Source organism: Salipiger sp., assembly GCF_048261495.1.
Classification (GTDB): domain Bacteria; phylum Pseudomonadota; class Alphaproteobacteria; order Rhodobacterales; family Rhodobacteraceae; genus Salipiger.
Window position 1 is genome coordinate 520,558 of record NZ_JBLXFX010000001.1, and the last position, 17,643, is coordinate 538,200.

20 protein-coding genes and 1 tRNA gene are annotated in these 17,643 nt (G+C 67.5%); 13 read left to right on the plus strand and 8 right to left on the minus strand.

Annotated elements, in window-relative coordinates:
* Positions 1–3 precede the first annotated feature (3 nt).
* Positions 4–609, plus strand: a complete 606-nt coding sequence (gene leuD, locus ACN0RJ_RS02350) for a 3-isopropylmalate dehydratase small subunit (protein ID WP_417723301.1) — start codon at positions 4–6, stop codon at positions 607–609.
* Between the two features lie 204 nt (positions 610–813).
* Here leuD and ACN0RJ_RS02355 read toward each other — a convergent pair whose 3' ends face one another.
* A complete protein-coding gene (locus ACN0RJ_RS02355) occupies positions 814–1,476 on the minus strand; it encodes a 3-oxoacid CoA-transferase subunit B (protein ID WP_417723406.1) in 663 nt (220 codons plus the stop codon).
* A gap of 23 nt (positions 1,477–1,499) precedes the next feature.
* Positions 1,500–2,153, minus strand: coding sequence for a CoA transferase subunit A (locus ACN0RJ_RS02360; protein ID WP_417718818.1), 654 nt, complete (start codon positions 2,151–2,153; stop codon positions 1,500–1,502).
* A 421-nt stretch (positions 2,154–2,574) separates the two neighbouring features.
* Here ACN0RJ_RS02360 and ACN0RJ_RS02365 point away from each other — a divergent pair, with 421 nt between their 5' ends.
* The 5 genes from ACN0RJ_RS02365 to ACN0RJ_RS02385 all read left to right on the plus strand — a co-directional run bounded on the left by ACN0RJ_RS02365 (position 2,575) and on the right by ACN0RJ_RS02385 (position 6,775).
* Positions 2,575–3,345 carry a hypothetical protein gene (locus tag ACN0RJ_RS02365; protein WP_417723407.1) on the plus strand — a complete coding sequence of 257 codons (771 nt, stop codon included), beginning with the start codon at positions 2,575–2,577 and terminating at the stop codon, positions 3,343–3,345.
* A 32-nt stretch (positions 3,346–3,377) separates the two neighbouring features.
* Entirely contained in the window at positions 3,378–4,298 is a 921-nt protein-coding gene (locus ACN0RJ_RS02370; protein ID WP_417723302.1) for an endonuclease/exonuclease/phosphatase family protein, read from the plus strand.
* Between the two features lie 75 nt (positions 4,299–4,373).
* A complete protein-coding gene (leuB, locus tag ACN0RJ_RS02375; RefSeq protein ID WP_417718542.1) occupies positions 4,374–5,477 on the plus strand; it encodes a 3-isopropylmalate dehydrogenase in 1,104 nt (367 codons plus the stop codon).
* 211 nt (positions 5,478–5,688) lie between these two features.
* Positions 5,689–6,678: a DMT family transporter gene (locus tag ACN0RJ_RS02380; protein ID WP_417718541.1), complete on the plus strand. Its 990-nt coding sequence runs from the start codon at positions 5,689–5,691 to the stop codon at positions 6,676–6,678.
* Positions 6,679–6,698: 20 nt separating this feature from the next.
* A tRNA-Pro gene (locus ACN0RJ_RS02385) sits at positions 6,699–6,775 on the plus strand.
* Positions 6,776–6,836: 61 nt separating this feature from the next.
* Here the strand turns inward: ACN0RJ_RS02385 and ACN0RJ_RS02390 are convergent.
* The 6 genes from ACN0RJ_RS02390 to ACN0RJ_RS02415 all read right to left on the minus strand — a co-directional run bounded on the left by ACN0RJ_RS02390 (position 6,837) and on the right by ACN0RJ_RS02415 (position 11,704).
* Positions 6,837–7,307: an SRPBCC domain-containing protein gene (locus ACN0RJ_RS02390; RefSeq protein ID WP_417718540.1), complete on the minus strand. Its 471-nt coding sequence runs from the start codon at positions 7,305–7,307 to the stop codon at positions 6,837–6,839.
* 2 nt (positions 7,308–7,309) lie between these two features.
* Positions 7,310–7,675, minus strand: a complete 366-nt coding sequence (locus tag ACN0RJ_RS02395) for an ArsR/SmtB family transcription factor (RefSeq protein ID WP_417718539.1) — start codon at positions 7,673–7,675, stop codon at positions 7,310–7,312.
* Positions 7,676–7,835: 160 nt separating this feature from the next.
* On the minus strand, positions 7,836–8,516 hold the full coding sequence (locus tag ACN0RJ_RS02400; protein WP_417718538.1) for a 4-carboxy-4-hydroxy-2-oxoadipate aldolase/oxaloacetate decarboxylase: 681 nt from the start codon (positions 8,514–8,516) through the stop codon (positions 7,836–7,838).
* A complete protein-coding gene (locus ACN0RJ_RS02405; RefSeq protein ID WP_417723303.1) occupies positions 8,497–10,176 on the minus strand; it encodes a tripartite tricarboxylate transporter permease in 1,680 nt (559 codons plus the stop codon). Before ACN0RJ_RS02405 ends, ACN0RJ_RS02400 begins: the two co-directional genes overlap by 20 nt.
* 13 nt (positions 10,177–10,189) lie before the next feature.
* Positions 10,190–10,672, minus strand: a complete 483-nt coding sequence (locus ACN0RJ_RS02410; RefSeq protein ID WP_417718536.1) for a tripartite tricarboxylate transporter TctB family protein — start codon at positions 10,670–10,672, stop codon at positions 10,190–10,192.
* Positions 10,673–10,735: 63 nt separating this feature from the next.
* Positions 10,736–11,704, minus strand: coding sequence for a Bug family tripartite tricarboxylate transporter substrate binding protein (locus ACN0RJ_RS02415; RefSeq protein ID WP_417723304.1), 969 nt, complete (start codon positions 11,702–11,704; stop codon positions 10,736–10,738).
* Between the two features lie 137 nt (positions 11,705–11,841).
* On the opposite strand from ACN0RJ_RS02415, the gene ACN0RJ_RS02420 reads away from it, so the two are divergent.
* From ACN0RJ_RS02420 to ACN0RJ_RS02450, 7 genes are all read left to right on the plus strand, one after another.
* Entirely contained in the window at positions 11,842–12,783 is a 942-nt protein-coding gene (locus ACN0RJ_RS02420) for a LysR family transcriptional regulator (protein ID WP_417723305.1), read from the plus strand.
* Between the two features lie 155 nt (positions 12,784–12,938).
* Positions 12,939–13,370: an acetyl-CoA carboxylase biotin carboxyl carrier protein gene (locus ACN0RJ_RS02425; RefSeq protein WP_417723306.1), complete on the plus strand. Its 432-nt coding sequence runs from the start codon at positions 12,939–12,941 to the stop codon at positions 13,368–13,370.
* A complete protein-coding gene (locus ACN0RJ_RS02430) occupies positions 13,367–14,731 on the plus strand; it encodes an acetyl-CoA carboxylase biotin carboxylase subunit (protein WP_417723307.1) in 1,365 nt (454 codons plus the stop codon). Before ACN0RJ_RS02425 ends, ACN0RJ_RS02430 begins: the two co-directional genes overlap by 4 nt.
* On the plus strand, positions 14,728–15,150 hold the full coding sequence (locus ACN0RJ_RS02435) for a biotin/lipoyl-containing protein (protein WP_417723308.1): 423 nt from the start codon (positions 14,728–14,730) through the stop codon (positions 15,148–15,150). The genes ACN0RJ_RS02430 and ACN0RJ_RS02435 overlap by 4 nt, the downstream gene beginning before the upstream one ends.
* A 26-nt stretch (positions 15,151–15,176) precedes the next feature.
* Entirely contained in the window at positions 15,177–15,929 is a 753-nt protein-coding gene (locus ACN0RJ_RS02440) for an SDR family oxidoreductase (protein WP_417723309.1), read from the plus strand.
* Between the two features lie 15 nt (positions 15,930–15,944).
* Complete coding sequence (gene pxpB, locus ACN0RJ_RS02445; RefSeq protein WP_417723310.1) at positions 15,945–16,643, plus strand: 5-oxoprolinase subunit PxpB; 699 nt, start codon at positions 15,945–15,947, stop codon at positions 16,641–16,643.
* On the plus strand, positions 16,640–17,602 hold the full coding sequence (locus ACN0RJ_RS02450) for a biotin-dependent carboxyltransferase family protein (protein WP_417723311.1): 963 nt from the start codon (positions 16,640–16,642) through the stop codon (positions 17,600–17,602). The genes pxpB and ACN0RJ_RS02450 overlap by 4 nt, the downstream gene beginning before the upstream one ends.
* The last annotated feature ends 41 nt before the right edge of the window (positions 17,603–17,643 follow it).

Sequence of the window (17,643 nt, forward strand, 5' to 3'; positions counted from 1 at the left end):
CAGATGGACAAGTTCGAGAAACTGACCGGGATCGCGGCGCCCATGCCGCTGGTGAACATCGACACCGACATGATCATCCCCAAGCAGTACCTGAAGACGATCAAGCGCACCGGCCTCGGTGTGCATGCCTTCGCCGAGATGCGCTACCTCGACGACGGTGCCGAGAATCCCGACTTCGTGCTGAACAAGCCGCAGTACCGCGAGGCGCAGGTCATCGTGGCCGGCGACAATTTCGGGTGCGGCTCCTCGCGCGAACATGCGCCCTGGGCACTGGCGGATTTCGGCGTCAAGGCGGTCATCTCGACCTCCTTCGCCGACATCTTCTACAACAACTGCTTCAAGAACGGCATGCTGCCCATCGTTCTGCCGCAGGAAGCCGTGGACGTGCTGATGAAGGATGCCGAAAAAGGCTCCAACGCGCGCATGACCGTGGACCTGGAAAACCAGGTCGTGACCAGTTCCGACGGCGAGGAGTTCCGGTTCGAGATCGACCCCTTCAAGAAGCACTGCCTGATGGAGGGGCTCGACGATATCGGCCTCACGATGGCCAAGGTCTCCGACATCGACACGTTCGAGACCGGTTTGGCCCAATCGCGCCCCTGGGTCTGACGCCCCGGAATTCTGAATACCGAAATGGCGGAGGTGCGTGTCTCCGCCATTTTTCTTGCCCGGCGTCCTTCCGGTGGTGAGGGGCCGACAGCCTCCGGCGGGGATATTTCCGGCCAGAAGAAGCCGCAGGAAGCTCCCGGGATTTCTTCTGGCCTGAAATATCCCGGGGGGGCGAGGGGGCAGAGCCCCCCGAAAGGTCCATCGTCAGATGGACCCGGAAAGATTCATTTCGGGAATGCGGCCCGTGATGACCAGCGCGGCATCCGTTGCGGCGACGACGCGGTCCACGCCGATGCCGGGGCCGGTTTCCAGAAGGTGGAGGCCGTCGTCCATCGGTTTCATCACCGCGAGTTCGGTCACGATCAGGTCGACCCGGCGCTGCGAGGTCAGGGGGAGGTCGCACTCCTGCACGACCTTGGAAACGCCCTTTGCACGGTGACGCATGGCGACGATCACCTTCTTCGCCCCCGTCACCAGGTCCATTGCGCCACCCATTCCGGGGACGAAGCGACCGGGGATCATCCAGTTGGCCAGGCGGCCCTTCGCGTCGACCTGCAGGCCGCCGAGGACGGTGAGATCCAGGTGTCCTCCGCGGATCAGACCGAAGGAGAAGGCGGAATCGATGATCGAGGCGCCGGGGACCGCCGAGACGAAGCTGCCGCCGGCATCGGTGAGGTGCCGGTCCGTCATGCCTTCGGGCGGGCGGTGCCCCATGCCGACGGCGCCGTTCTCGGCCTGGAAGAACACGCCGAGGCGCTCGTCGAGGTGATCCGAGACCAGCGTCGGTATGCCGATGCCGAGGTTCACCAGCGTGCCGGGGCGGATCTCCCTCGCGACGCGGCGGGCGATGACCTCTTCCGGATCCATCGCTGCGGTTTGCACGGGGTCTGTCATGCTGATCTCCCGATCACGTGGTCCACCAGCACGCCGGGCGTCTTGACAGCATCGGGCGGGATGACTCCGACCGGCACGATTTCCTCGGGTTCCGCGATCACCACGTCTCCCGCCAGGGCCATGATCGGGTTGAAGTTGGTGGCGGTCAGCATGTAGCTCAGGTTGCCCACGTGATCGCAGCTCCTCGCGGCGATCAGCGCGAAATCGGCGCGCAGCGGCGGTTCCAGAAGGTAGGTCGTGCCCTCGACCTCGACCGTCCGCTTGCCTTCGGCGATCAGCGTGCCCAGCCCGGTGCGTGTCAGCACCCCGCCGAGCCCGACGCCCGCGGCCCGGATCCGTTCGACGAAGGTGCCCTGGGGCACGAGTTCGACCTCGAGCGAGCCCTCGCGCATCTGCTCCTGCACGTCGGGGTTGAGACCGATGTGGGAGCCGATGAACTTTCTGACGCAGCGCGCCCGTATCAGCGGGCCGACGCCGAGGTGCGGGCGGGCGGCATCGTTCACGATCATGGTCAGATCGCGCCTGCCCGACGCGGCCAGCGCCCGGACGATGCCGTCGGGCGTTCCCACCCCCATGAAACCCGAGAGCATGACGCGCGCCCCGTCCGGGATCATGGCGACCGCCTCTTCTATGGTTATTGCCCGGTGCATCTCGTTTCCCTCCGTGGATCGGCCCTGCGCGATCAGGAGGGTGGAGCGGCGGATCGGGCCATGAGCCATGTCAAATGCGCTCAAGAAATTCGTCGGGTGGGGCCTCGGGCCGGCAGATCGCACATCTTGTGGTCGGGCGAACATGGAGCGCTAATCGGCCGCGACCATGATGCAAAAACGCACCGTTTCTTTCATGAAACGGCCCGAATGAGGCTGGCTTTCTTGAGGGAACCTTGCCGCGTCACGGGAAAGAAGGCAGAAATTGGGCAGAATTGAGGCATACCGCCACAAAGGCGGGGGTCAGGTGACAACAAGGACGCGGCAACGCACCGCATCCGGCCGGACCGAAAGGGCAGACTCTGTGATCAAGCGCTTGGTGAAAGCCGGACCGCGGGCGATACTTGTCGCCTTGCTGATAGCCATGCCGGCACTGATGTTGCCGGGCACGTCGTCGGACACGACGCAGATGATCGCCCTTCTGGCGCTTGTCGCGGCGGCGCTGACCTTCGTGGAATATGTCGGGGATTATCCCTCGATCATCGAATTCCGCGATTCTCCCCCTTTCAACCGGATGCGGTTCGTGGCGCTGTTTCTCACCGTCCTCGTGCTGACGCTGATCTGCCGCGGCATGTACCACCCGACCACCCTGACCGTATGGCTGGAGTCGCTGGGCGTCCGGCTCGGGGGGGTGCTGGATTTCCCCTATTCCCCGGTGCGCCTGATGGTGCTGCTGGCCGACGATTCCATGAGCCCCCGGCAGGTGTCGATGATCCGGTCCCACGCCGGGATCGCCTATGTCTTTTCGCTGGCCACGACGCTGGCCTTCCTGCTGACGGTGCGGCTGCTGAACTGGCCGATCCGGCACGGCGCCTTCAACTTCTGGGTCAACCTGCCGCTGTTCGACCCGACGGCGGGGGGAGACGTGCTTTATCGTCTCAAGCGGGACAGCCACGTTAACATTGCCTTAGGGTTTCTTCTGCCATTCCTGATCCCGGCGGTGATGAAGCTGGCGTCGGAAACGCTGAGTCCGATTTCGCTGACCGAGCCGCAGACCCTGATCTGGACGATGAGCGCATGGGCCTTTCTTCCGGCAAGCCTGATCATGCGGGGGGTGGCGCTGATGCGGATCGCGGAGCTGATCGAGGAAAAGCGCCGCCGCGCCTACGCCCAGGCGGAATTGCAGGCGGCCTGAGGGCGTTTGCCGCGCTGGCCTGCCTGACCGGAATGGCGGCGGCGGATCCGGTGCGCATCGCGACCTGGAACGCGGACCTGTCGCGGGACGGGCCGGGGCTGCTGTTGCGGGACATCCTGAAGGATACGCCGGGGACGAGCGCCGTGGCAGAGGCAATCGCCGCGGCGGCGCCCGATATCCTCCTGCTCACGGATGTGGATTTCGATCACGACCTTGTCGCGCTCGGCGCCCTGTCCGACCGGATCGAAGGCGCGGGCGGCGCCTATCCCCATCGCTTTGCCCTGCGCCCCAACACCGGCCTGCCCACCGGCGCCGATCTGGACGGGGACGGGCGCCTCGGCGGGCCGAGGGACGCGCAGGGTTATGGAGAGTTCGCGGGGCAGGGCGGCATGGCGATCCTTTCGAAATGGCCGCTGCGGCCGATCGCCGATTTCTCGGGACTGCTGTGGCGCGATGTGCCCGACACCTCGATGCGGGCCGACGACACCCTGACCGGGGCACAGCGTCTGTCGACCTCGGGTCATTGGGTTGTCGCGGTCGAGACCCCGGGCGGGGTGCTGACGCTCATGGCCTTTGCCGCCACCCCGCCGGTCTTCGACGGGCCCGAGGATCGCAACGGGCGGCGCAATCGGGACGAGGTCCTGCTGTGGCGCAGCTATCTCGACGGCGGGATCGCCGCGCCCCCGGAACCGCCCTTCGTGCTGTTCGGCGATGCCAACCTCGACCCCCTGCGCGGCGATGGTCTGCGGGACGCGATGCGGACGATCCTGGGGGACGCGCGCCTGCGCGACCCGCTGCCGGGCAGGCCGACGGCGCTCTGGGAGGAGGTCGGCGAGATGCGAGTCAGCTACGTGCTGCCCTCCGCCGGCCTGCGCATCCTTTCCGCCGGGGTGCTGCCCCCCGTGGGGGAGGAGGCGCATCGCATGGTGATGGTGACGGTCGACCTGCCCTGAGGCCCCGCTTTCTTGACCATTGCCGCCCCCTCGGATACGGCGTTGCGGGTATTTCCGAGGAGAGGAACCCCCCAAATGAGCAACCCTTCGCTTCTCATCCTGCCGGGTGACGGCATCGGTCCCGAAGTCATGGCAGAGGTCCGCCGGGTCATCGACTGGTTCGGCGCCAAGCGGGGCCTCGTCTTCGACGTGTCCGAGGATCTGGTCGGCGGATGTGCCTATGACAAGCACGGCACCCCGCTGCATGACGACACCATGGCAAAGGCGCAGGAGGTGGACGCCGTCCTGCTCGGCGCCGTCGGCGGCCCCAAGTACGACGTGCTGGATTTCTCGGTGAAGCCCGAGCGCGGCCTGCTGCGCCTGCGCAAGGAGATGGACCTCTACGCCAACCTGCGTCCCGCCCAGTGCTTCGACGCGCTGGCCGACTTCTCGTCGCTGAAAAAGGACGTGGTGGCCGGGCTCGACATCATGATCATCCGTGAACTGACCTCGGGCGTCTATTTCGGCGAACCGCGCGGCATCTTCGAAGAGGGCAACGAGCGGGTGGGCATCAACACCCAGCGCTACACCGAGTCGGAAATCGACCGGGTCGCGCGCTCGGCCTTCGAACTGGCCATGAAGCGCAACAAGAAGCTGTGCTCGATGGAAAAGGCCAACGTGATGGAATCCGGCGTGCTCTGGCGCGAGGTGGTGACCGAGGTGGCCAAGGATTACCCCGAGGTCGAGCTGAGTCACATGTACGCCGATGCCGGGGCCATGCAGCTGACCCGCTGGCCCAAGCAGTTCGACGTGATCGTCACGGACAATCTGTTCGGCGACCTGCTGTCGGATCTGGCCGCCATGCTGACCGGCTCGCTCGGGATGCTGCCGTCGGCCTCGCTGGGCGCTCCGATGGCCAATGGCCGCCCCAAGGCGCTGTACGAGCCGGTGCACGGCTCTGCGCCCGACATCGCGGGCCAGGGCAAGGCGAACCCGATCGCCTGCGTGCTGAGCTTTGCCATGGCGCTGCGCTACAGCTTCGATCAGGGCGCAGAGGCGGACCGCCTCGAAGCGGCGATCGAGAAGGTGCTGGCCGACGGTTTCCGCACCGCCGACCTGCTGGGGCAGGAAGGCGTCGCGCCGGTCTCGACCTCGGAAATGGGAACCGAGATCCTCAAGGCGCTCGACGCCAGCCTCTGATCCGGCACATCCCCGTGGATGTCAGGCGGCCCCCGGTTCCGTACCGGGGGCCGCCTTTTGCCGACCCGCACCTGCCGGTCTATCGGGCAGCTCGCCTTCTCCGCGCACGAAGGACACGCACCGCAGGGGAAGTCCGCCGATCTGCGGTCCCCATCTTGCGGCGCGGTGGCCGTTTTCGCTAACGGTCGGGAAAGCCCGCAACGGAGGTCGCATGGGACACAATGCCAAGGGGGCGCTGCTGGCGCTTCTCTCCTTCGGAATCTACGCGACCCACGATGTGATCGTGAAATTCCTCGGTGCCAGCTACGCGCCGTTCCAGATCGTGTTCTTTTCGGTCCTGCTGAGTTTTCCGCTGGTCACGCTCATGCTGATCCGCGACACCACGCCCGGCAACCTGCGCCCGGTCCATCCCTGGTGGACGGCGCTGCGGACCGGGTCGGCGGTCATCACCGGACTCTGCGCCTTTTACGCCTTTTCCGTGCTGCCGCTGGCGGAAACCTATGCCATTCTCTTTGCCCAGCCGCTGCTGATCACCGTGCTGTCGATTCCGATCCTGGGCGAACAGGTCCGCCTGCGCCGCTGGATCGCCGTGCTCGTGGGCCTTGCCGGGGTGATCGTGGTGCTGCGGCCCGGCGGCACGGATCTGACCCTCGGTCATGCGGCGGCGCTGGTGGCGGCGGTCTGCGGCTCGCTCGCCTCCATCATCGTGAGAAAGATCGGGCGCGAGGAACGCTCGGTCGTTCTGCTGCTCTATCCGATGCTGGCGAATTTCATCCTGATGGCCTGCGCGCTGCCCTTCGTCTACGAACCCCTGCCGGCGCTGCATCTCGGCGCTTTCGGCCTGATGGCGCTCATGGCGTTTTCCGGGGGCGCCATCCTCATCAGCGCCTATCGGTCGGGGGAAGCGGTGATCGTCGCGCCGATGCAGTATTCGCAGCTGATCTGGGCAGTGCTCTACGGCGCGCTGTTCTTTGACGAATTCCCCGACGCGATGACCCTCGCGGGGGCGGGGCTGATCATCGGAAGCGGCATCTACATCGTCCTGCGCGAGGGCCGCAGCAAGGCGTCCGAGAACACCCCGGTGCTGCGCACCCGCTCGCGGCTGGAGACGGGAACCACGCTTCGCATCGGGCCGTGGATCCGGGCCATCCGCGGACGCAATCGGGCGATGAAAGAGGCCTTGCCAAAGCCGGATGCCTAGGGTATCCCGCCCGCCACGGTCGGGCTGTAGCGCAGCCTGGTAGCGCACCTGCTTCGGGAGCAGGGGGTCGGAGGTTCGAATCCTCTCAGCCCGACCAGTTTTCCCCGGCTACCGACGAAATGCCCTTGCCGTCCGGCATCCGGACGGCGTGGATGCGGCTAGGCCGCTTCTCCTTCCGCAGCCAGTGCCGCCAGACGGTCTAGCCCCTCGCCCGTGCCGGCAAGGCGCGGCGCACGCGCCTCGGACCCGCCGACGAGCAGGGCGGCCTGTTCGGTGTAATCCATCCGGGTTCCGCCATCGGCCGCGGCGAAGGTCACGGTCACCAGCGATCCCGACAGCCGCACCCCGCCATGCGTCATCTGGTAGGCATAGAGCAGCCGTTCGTCGGGCAGGATGTCGAGATAGTGCAGCGTGACGGCCAGCTCTTCGCCGTCGGGCATGCGCCAGTGCTTGTGCTCGCCTCCGCCGACGCGAAAGTCGAAGCCTTCGGACAGCACGGTCCAATCGGTATGGCAATCGTTCCAGCGCGCCTTGAGCGCCGCGTCGGACCAGAAGCGGAAGGCGTGGCGCGGGCTGGTCTTCAACTGTCGGACGATGGTGAAGTCGGTATGACAGATGGTCTGCTGCATGGTCAGGTATCCTGCTCGGGTTCGGGGTCGGGAAACTCCGCGATCGCGGCGTCGAGGCGGTCGAATGCCTCGGTCAGGGTGGCGCGGCACTGCGCGACCCAGCGCGCCACGTCGCTCAGCGCGTCAGGGCGGATGGAATAGGTCCTTATGCGCCCCGCCTTGGCGGAGCGGACGATGCCCCCGGCTTCGAGCACGGCCAGGTGCTTCAGTGCCGCGGGCAGGCGCAACCCCAGGGGGTCGGCCAGTTCGGAGACGGTCCTCGGTCGCGCGGCAAGGCGGGCGATCATGTGCCGCCGCCGGTCGTCCGCCAGAGCCTGAAAGACCGCGCTGAGAGGGGGTGTGTCGTGTCGGGCCTGAACTGCGCTCATGCGTTTGCCTCTTAACTGTTTCCTTGTGTGGAAACTATACGTGAGGACCGCGAGTTGCAACAAAACTTTCCGTATGCGGAAAGTTTTTCGGGTGGTGCAAAAGAAAACGCCGCACCCCCGGTCGAGGTGCGGCGCGTCCCGGATCAGTCCCGGTGAAACGTCAGGATGCGGTATCCCACTTGCAGCCCTTGTCGAGCAGACGCTGGCGCATGCCGCTCAGTTCGAGGATGTCGCCGCCGTCGCGCAGGGCCTGCATGATGCCCTCTTCCTTTTCCTCGCGGGCCTGACCGGCCTTGCAGATGCGGGTGATGTCCTCGCGCTTGAGCACCACGACGCCGTCATCGTCGCCGGAGACGATGTCGCCCGGGGTGATGGCGATGCCGCCGAGCACGATGGGGTGGTTGATGAAGCCCACGGTCTCCTTGACGGTGCCGTGCATGGCCAGCCCGGTCGAGAAGACCGGAAAGCCGAGCTTGCGGATCGCGGCGCCGTCGCGGACCCCGGCGTCGATCACCAGCCCGGCGATGCCGCGCGACACGCAGGCGGTGGCGAGCACCTCGCCGAAGCCGCCCTGCATCTGCAGGCCGCCCGCCGAGACGACGAGCACGTCGCCGGGTTTCGCGGTGCCGATGGCGGCGATCAGCATCATGTTGTCGCCCGGCGTGCAGCGCACGGTGAAGGCGGGGCCGCAGACGGTGAGGCCGGGCTTGACCGGCTTGATCGCGGGGTCGAGCGCGCCGATGCGGTCCTGTGCCTCGTGGATCGTGGCGGGGGTGACGCTCTTGGCCAGTGCCAGTTCCTCTTCGCTCGGCCGGGTGATCTCAGTGATGATGTGCGCCATTTGCGACTTCCTTGGTTGTGAATTTCGGAGTGCGGTAGACCCTCACCGCCAGCCAGAGCGCCGCCGCGATCAGCGCGCAGCCCGCCACCGTCCGGACGAGGCCGGGCATCATCAGCAGCGGAATGGAGATGAGGAAGAGCGAGATGGCGCCGTAGTAGCCCCAGTGCCCCTGCCGGGCCTGCGCCTGGTAGAGCGGGAAAAGCAGGGACAACGCCGCGAGGATGAGGAACAGCAGCGACCAGGGGCGGCTGAGGAACAGCGTCGCGTCGGACGAGATCGACATGGCGCGCATCAGGTTGACCTCGCCGATGGGGCCCAGGACGGTCCCCAGGATCAGCGGCGCGAGCGGGAAGCCGAAGCGCACCATGAGGTAGCCGACCATGCCGAACAGGAACATCGTCCGGACGTCGAACATGGTGTTGTTGATCGCGAACACGCCCATGGCGGTATAGAGCAGGATGACCCCGGCCAGGATGTAGATCGGGATGCCCACGATCCGCACGAAGATGCGCAGCGCCGCGGTCTGCAGGAACAGCACCAGGATATGGCCGATGACGAAGGCCAGCAGGATCACGTAGACCACGTCCGGGCTTTCGCTCATGAAGGTCGGGCTGGGGGCGACGTCATGCACCAGCAGCGCGGCGAGCACGGCGGCGGCGGCGGCGTCCCCGGGAATCCCCAGGGCCACCAGCACCATGAGCGCGCCGCCCATGGTCGCGTTGTTGGCGCTTTCGGGGGCGATGATGCCCTCGACCGCGCCCTTGCCGAACCGCTCCGGCGTGCGGGAGTTCTTCTTGGCCTGATCGTAGGCCACGAGGTTGGAAATCGACGCCCCGGCAGCGGGCAGCACCCCCACGAAGATGCCGATGGCGGTGGAGCGGAGTGTCAGCGCCCAGTGGTGCAGCACTGCCTTGAGGGCACGCATGTGCGGGATCCTCAGGTCTCCGGTGCCGTCCGCGCTCAGGCTGCGGCGGGCGCTGGCGAGGTTCGGCATGTCCGACAGAAGCTGCGAGAAGGCGAAGACGCCGATCAGGATGGGCAGGTAGGCAAAGCCGCCGTTGAGGTCGGAATTTCCGAAGGTCAGGCGGGTGATGCCGTTGACCTGGTCCTCGCCGACGGCGGTGGCGAGCAGGCCGATGCACGCGGCCATGAGGCCCTTGATCATGTTACCGCTCGACAGGCTGGCAGTGATGGTCAGCGCGAAGAGGATCAGGCTGAAATAGCCCCAGGGCCCGATTTCGAGACCGATCCGCCCCAGCGGCGGGGCCAGAAGAAACAGCACGCAGCCCGAGAGGAAGCCGCCGATGCACGAGGCCCAGAGCCCTACTCCGAGCGCAAAGCCCTGTTGGCCGGACCGGACCAGCGGCAGCCCGTCGAAGGTCGTCGCGACCGAGGCGGGAGTGCCCGGAATCCCGAGCAGCATGGCCGAGACCAGCCCCCCCGAGATGCCGCCGACCATGACGCCCAGCATCATCGCCAGCCCCGGGGTCGTGTCCATGCCGTAGGTGAAGGGCAGCACGATCACCACGGCCATGGTGATCGAAAAGCCGGGAATGGCGCCGACCAGCAGCCCGGCGAGGACCCCCGCCGCCAGCAGCAACAGGTTCATCGGCTCGGTCAGGCCGGAAAACGCGATGAGAAAACCGTCGAACATCGTCATGCCGTTGCCCCCGTCAAACCAGTGCCCACCAACGCCCGACGGGCGCGATGACCTTGAGAACATGCGCAAACAGCGCCCAGAGAACGACCGTCATCCCGACCGAGATCAGCAGGTGCAGCCCGATCGCCCGGGGCGATTTCGGCCCGAGGATCGACAGCACCGCAAAGACGAACAGCCCCCCGGCGGGATAGGCGCCAAATCGCGGCACCAGCCAGAGAAAGCAGAAGAAGCAGGCGAAGACCGCAAAGGCGATGCCCTCGCGCGAGAGCAGTTCCCCGAGGCCCGGTCCGGTGACCTCGGCGTCGCGGCGGCGCAGGCTTTGGATCAGCAGCGCCACGGCCAGCAGCCCGAGGCAGAGGATTATCGCGCGGGGCCAGATCTCGGCGCCGAAGCGGGTGCCGGGAAAGTTCCTGACCTTGAAGGTCTGTACGAACAGCAGCGCCGCAAAGGCCGCAAGCGCGGTCGCCAGCAGCACGCCGGAAAGTCGTTTGCTCATGTCGTCACCCGTGAATGGACGGCAGGGCCGGACCGCCCCCGGAGGGACCGTCCGGCCGCGCGATCAGTTGGCCATGTAGATGCCGATGGCGCGGGCAACCTTTTCCCACTGGGCGGCCTGTTCGCCCCACCAGGCGCTGTAGGTCGCGCCGTCGCGGAAGCGGACGGTGTTGCCCATCTTGACCAGCGCCTCGGTCGCCTTGGGATCCTTCAGCGCCTCCTCGATGCGTTCGCCGTAGAGCGCGACAAGGTCCTCGGAGGCGCCGGCCGGCATGAGCACGCCGCGGGTGACGTAGATCTCGATGTCGTGGCCCTGCTCGATCGCGGTCGGCACGTCGGGAAGGGTGCCGGAGCGTTCATCCGCGAAGATGCCAAGCGCCTTGAGCTGGTCCGGGAAATACTGCTTGGCGTCGGATTCCCCGACCTGGCCAAGCTGGACCGTATCCGACAGCAGCGCGGTGACACGCTCGCGGCCGCCCTCGTAGCCGATGATGTTGAAGCTCACGTCCAGCATGTCCTGAAGCTGGAGCAGGATGAAATGGGTGTTGGAGGCGATGCTCGCCGCCGCCAGAACCTCGCCGGGGTGCTCCTTGGCATAGGACAGCAGGGTGTCGATGTCGCCGAAGGGGGCGTTGGGCGAGGCGGCAAAGATCGCGGGTTCCACGTTGGTCATGGCCACGGGGGTGAACCCGTCCCACGAGAAATCGACCCGGCCGGTCAGGTAGCTTGCCAGAATGGCCTCGTGCTGGAACAGCATGGTGCAGCCATCCGGTTCGGCGCTGAACACCTCGGACGCGCCCTTGTTGCCGCCCTGTCCGGTGATGTTGATGACCTGAAGCTGCGGTTCGAACCCGAGCCGGTTGTAGCTGTCCGCGATGACACGCGCCTGCAGGTCCGACCCGCCGCCGGCACCGTAGGGCACGACGAGGCGCGCGGTGCTGCACGGGATCTCCGGCGCGGCCTGCGCCATGCCGCCGGACGCGGTGACGACCGCGGTTGCGGCCAGTGCGATGCATGTAGTGCGATAGGACATGTCTGCTCCTCCCAAAGCTGTCGCGGCTCCCTGCCGCCACGGCCGAGGATGGGAAAGACATCGCAATAACACAAATACATAGTGTTGATCCTTGATATAGAGAAGACTAATACCGGGGGAGGAAGGAAGCGACCGACATGACACTGGATCTGCGGCGGCTGCGCTATGTCCATGCCATCGCTCAGCAGGGTTCGCTGACCCGCGCGGCTGAAACGCTCGGCGTCGCCCAGCCCGCGCTCAGCCACCACCTCGCGGAACTCGAAGCCTATTTCGGCACGCCGCTGTTTCACCGCACGCCGCGCGGCATGGTCGCGACCGATGTGGGGCGCATCCTCGCGGCCCAGGCCTCGTCGATCCTGCGCAGCGTCGAGGATGCGGAGGCCGCGGTGCGTCACGGGGTCGAAACGCTGGCCGGGGCGGTCACGCTGGGCCTGTTGAACACCGTCGCGCTGAGTCTCGCGGTGCCGATGTTCAAGCGGTGCTCCGAACGCTATCCGAACATCCGCCTGTCGATCTGGGAGGGCACCAGCCAGACCCTCGTCGAGGCGATGCAGAAGCAGGAACTGGACCTCGCGGTGAACCTGTCGGAGGCCAGCGAAGGCTCGGCCCGGTTGCTGGCGACGGAGCGCCTCGTGCTGGCCGGTCACAAGGATTGGGAGACGGGCACGGGCGACATTCCCCTGCGCGAGGCGCTGAGCCGCCCGCTGATCCTGCCGCCGCGCGACCACATCATCCGCAAGCTGGTGGAATGGGCGGCGCTGCAGCAGGATATCCGGCTCGACATCCGCTATGAGCTGGCCGGGGGATGGACGCTGAAATCGCTGGTTCAGGCGGGGCTGGCCAGCACGATCATCGGGCGCTCCGCGATCACCCCGGAGGACCTGGCCGGGGTGCTGACGATCCGACCCATCGTGTCCCCGGCGCTGGAGCGGCGGCTGGTCATCGTGCATTCCCCCGTCCGGGCCAAGGCCCCGGCGGTGCGGGCGGTGACCGCCCTTCTGCGCGAACTGGTCGTGGAGCGGGCGGGAGAGGCGACCTGGACCGCCGTTCCGGTGCCGGACACGGAAGACGAGGCGTGATCCCTCTGGCGGGGTGCGGTGGTCATAGGACTTTCCTCTAATGCGAGAAGCAACCGCGATAAGCCTTGGCGCGCTCGCGATCCTATAGTTCCGGGAACCACGAAACCGCGCGTCGGGCCCCCGGGGCCGAGCGAATTCAAAGGGATCTCACCGGCATGGACATGGACCGCATCCGGCAAATCATCGACTGGTTCGCGGATGCGGGGCTTGCAAGCTTCGAGCTGGCGGAGGGCGACGACCGCATCCGGCTGGAGCGTCCCGAGGGGTCCGGTCCGGTGGCCGTCGCGCCCGGCGCCGGCCCGGTTGCATCCCCGGTCGTGCCGGCCGCTCCCGTTGCCCCCGCCGACCCGTCCGAGACCCGTATCGACGCGCCGCTCTACGGGGTGTGCTACCTCGCGCCATCGCCCGATGCACCTGCGTTCATCACCGTCGGACAGGCGGTGAAGGCGGGCGACACCCTCTGCCTCGTCGAGGCGATGAAGGTGCTGAACGCCATCACCGCGCCCCGCGACGGGACCGTGACCGAGATCGCCGCGCCCGACGGGGTCGAGGTGGAGCAGGGCCAGCACCTGGTGACCCTGCGATGACCGGACCCGCCCCCCGCACCCTGCTGGTCGCCAATCGCGGTGAAATCGCGCTCCGCATCCTGCGCGCCGCCCGCCGTCTCGGTCTGCGGACGGTCTGCGTGCATTCCGTCGCGGATGCGGACGGCCCCTGGCTGTCGATGGCGGACCGGACGATCTGCATCGGCCCGGCCCCGGCGCGCGACAGCTACCTCGACATCGCGGCGATCCTGCGCGCTGCCATCGCCACCGGAGCCGACCTCGTGCACCCCGGTTACGGCTTTCTGTCGGAAAGCCCGGCCTTCGCCGAGGCGCTTGCCGAGGCGGGTCTGACGCTTGTCGGACCGACCGCCGAGGTCATGCGCCGCATGGGCGACAAGGTCGAAGCCAAGCGCGCGATGATCGAGGCGGGTGTGCCCTGCGTTCCCGGCCCCGACCACCCGCTGAGCGGCGATCCGGTCGAGGCGGCGGAGGTCGCGGCGGAAACCGGCTACCCGGTGATCGTCAAGGCCGCGGGCGGCGGCGGCGGGCGCGGCATGCGCGTCGTGCGCCGGGCCGAGGACCTTCCCGAAGCGGTGATGCTCTGCCGTCAGGAGGCCGAGCGCTTTTTCGGCAATCCCGCGATCTACATCGAGAAATTCCTGGAAAAGCCGCGTCACGTGGAAATCCAGGTGATGGCGGACGGCCATGGCACGGCGCTCTGGCTGGGCGCGCGGGACTGTTCGCTGCAGCGCCGCCACCAGAAGGTGATCGAGGAATCGCCTGCCCCCGGCATCGCGCCGCAGGATATTGCCGATCTCGGGACGCGCTGCGCGCAGGCCTGCCGGATGCTGGGCTATACCGGCGCCGGAACCTTCGAATTCCTCTATGAGGACGGCGGCTTCTACTTCATCGAGATGAACACCCGCATCCAGGTCGAACATCCGGTGAGCGAGGAGGTCACCGGGCTCGACCTCGTCGCGATGCAGATTTCGGTGGCGCTGGGCGATCCGCTCGGGATCACGCAGGAGGATGTGCGCTTTGCCGGCCATGCCATCGAATGCCGCATCACCGCCGAGGACGCCGAGACCCTGCGCCCCGCGCCGGGCCGCATCACGGCGCTGCACCTTCCGGGCGGCCCCGGCGTGCGCGTCGACAGCCACCTCGCTCCCGGCTACCGGATACCGGCCAGCTACGATTCCCTGATTGCAAAGCTCGTGACGCACGGCGCGACCCGGCAGGAGGCGCTGGACCGCATGCGCGCGGCGCTCGACGAATACCGCATCGAGGGGTGCGGCAGCACGATCCCGCTGCTGCGGCGGCTGGTCGACGATCCCGCCTTTGCTGCGGGCGGGGTCAGCATTCACCATCTCGACCGTCTTCTGGCAGGGGAGCCGACGACATGAGCGACCGACGCCCCTGGCGCCCCGCACCCGAAGAGCTCGACGCGCTGCGCGACGCACTGATCCGCGCGGGCGGCGCATCGCTGGAACTGGAGATCGGGGATGTGCGCATCTGCATGGTTCCCGCGACCACCCGCAGCGCGCCGCACGCGACAATCCCCGCCGCCCCCGAGGCGGAGCCGCCCGCGCCGACCATCGACAGCGACGGGCCGGGCATCTTCCGCGCCGCGGACCCCGCGGGCGGCGGCGCCCTTGCCGCGCCCGGAACGGAAGTGTCGCCGGGGCAGATCGTCGGGCTGCTTCAGGCCGGGGCCGCGCTCTGGCCCGTGACATCTACAAGAGCGGGACGGATCGAGGCCGTGCTGGTCGCCGACGGAGAGATCGTCGGCTACGGCACCCCGCTTTACCGCCTCAGCCGCTGACAAAGACCAGGGAAGGACCCAGACCCATGCCATTTTCCGACTACAAGACCGCCTTCGTGACCGGAGCCTCGGGGGGGATGGGGCGCGCGATTGCCGAACGCCTGGCCTCCGAAGGGCTGACCGTCCATGCCGTTGCCCGCAATGCGACCGCGCTCGAGGATCTGGCCAAGGCCAGCGGCTGCGTCCCGCACGAGTTGGACGTGACCGACACGAAGGCGCTCGAGGCGCTGCTCGGCGGGCTCGAGATCGACGTGCTGGTGAACAACGCCGGCGTTTCGCGCAAGGGCAACATCCTCAATTCCGACGCCTTCGACATCGACGAACAGATCGATGTGAACCTCAAGGCCGCGATGCATTGCGCGCGGCTGACGCTGCCGGGCATGATCGCCCGCGACCGGGGGCATATCGTCAACATCAGCTCGATCGCGGGTCACTACGAATTCGGCGGCCACACCGCCTATCACGCGACGAAGGCGGCCATTCACACCCTGTCCCGCCAGCTTCGGGTCGATGCCTACGGCCACCGCGTGCGCGTGACGGAAATCTGCCCCGGCCGGGTGCAGACCGACATCTTCTCGCGGGTCGAGAACATCTCGCCCGAGGATGCGCGCAAGCAGTTCTTCGACGGGTTCGAGATCCCCTCGGTCACCGATATCGCCGATGCGGTGAGCTATGCCATAGGGACGCCTGCCTGCGTGAACATCGGGATGATCGAGATCATGCCGACGATGCAGGTTCCGGGCGGTCTTCGGACGATGCGCCCCGGGGCGACCGACTGACCGGCGGAGGACGCGATGAGTTCAGCCCTCGGGTCCATGGCCACGGCGACCGTCTCGCGCGCGGGATTGCGCTTCAGCCTCATCGGCAGCACGGCGCTGCTGATCGAAACGGCCGGGTTGGCGGAAACCTCGCTTCAGCAGCGCATTCTCGCGCTGTCCGAAGCCGCCGCGACCTGGCCCGAGGTCTCGGAGACCGTGCCGGGGGTCGGCAACCTGATGCTGGTTCTCGCCGATCCGCGCGCGCTGTGCCCCGATCACCTGGTCGATCGGGTGGCGGCGCTCTGGCCGGGACTGAAACCGCTGCCGCTGACCGGGCGGGTGATCGAGGTGCCGGTGATCTACGGAGGCGCCCTTGCCACCGACCTCGACGCGGTCTGCGCCCATACCGGTCTGGGACCCGAGGCGCTGGCCCGGCTGCATTCGGCGCCCGATTACACCGTGGCCACGGTCGCCAGCGCGCCGGGCTTCGGCTATCTCATGGGGATGGACCCGCGCATCGCGGTGCCGCGCAAGAGTGTTCCGTCGCTCGACATGCCCAAGGGCGCGGTGACCATCGGCGGCCCGCAGAGCGGCATTTCCGTGTCGCGCGGGCCGAATGGCTGGAACGCCATCGGCCATACGAACCTGACCATGTTCGACCCCGGCGCCGAGCCACCGGCGATGTTCCGCCCCGGCGACGTGGTCCGTTTCAGCATCCAGGAGATCCTCGCGTGATCGAGATCCTCGCCACCGGCCCGGTCAATGCCATCCAGGATGCCGGGCGCTTCGGCTACCGCGCGCAGGGCGTCAGCACCAGCGGTGCCATGGACCCCGTGTCGATGCGGGCCGGGAACCTGCTGGCGGGCAATCCCGAAACCGCCGCGACGCTCGAAATCCAGAGCTTTCCGCTGCGGTTGCGGTTCACCGCGTCCCGCCGCTTTGCCGTCACCGGCGCGGTGGCGCCGATGACCCTGGGCGGACGACCGCTTCCGGCGAACTGGACGGCCGTTGCGGAGGCGGGCGAGGAACTGGTCATCGACCGCCCCTCGCGCGGCGCGCGCTGCTACCTTGCGCTGGCGGGAGGGCTGGACGTTCCGGACGTGCTCGGCTCGCGCAGCACTCATCTGCGCAACGATTTCGGCGGCTTCGAAGGCCGCGAGATCCGGCCCGGCGACGTGCTCGGGGCGGGCACCCCCTTTGCGACCCGCGCGGGCGAGGCCGGCGTGGTCTCTCCCATGGCGCACGGGGCCACGGCCTTCGGCACGGAGGTGCTGACGGTGCGTACCGTCGCGGGGGCCGATCTCGACATGTTCGACGCGGGCCGACGCCGGGCCTTCTGGGACACGGAATGGCGCATCACGCCGCAGAGCAACCGCAGCGGCTACAGGCTGCGGGGCGAGGCGTTGACCCTTCCGGCGCCGGTCAGCCTCTATTCCTACGGGGTGGTGCCGGGCATCGTCCAGGTTCCGCCCTCCGGAGAGCCGATCATCCAGATGGCCGATGCCAATACGGCGGGCGGCTATCCCCGGATCGGCGGGGTGATCGAGGCCGATCTGTGGAAGCTCGGGCAGGCCGCCATCGGCAGCAGGCTGCGCTTTGAACGGGTCGATTTCCGTACGGCGGCCGAGGCCATGTCCGAGATCGACACCTATCTTGCGGCGGTACGCCGCGCCGTGGGCCTGCTTGCGGGGTGAGTCCACCGCGCCGAAGGTAACTGCCTGAAAATGCGCCAAAT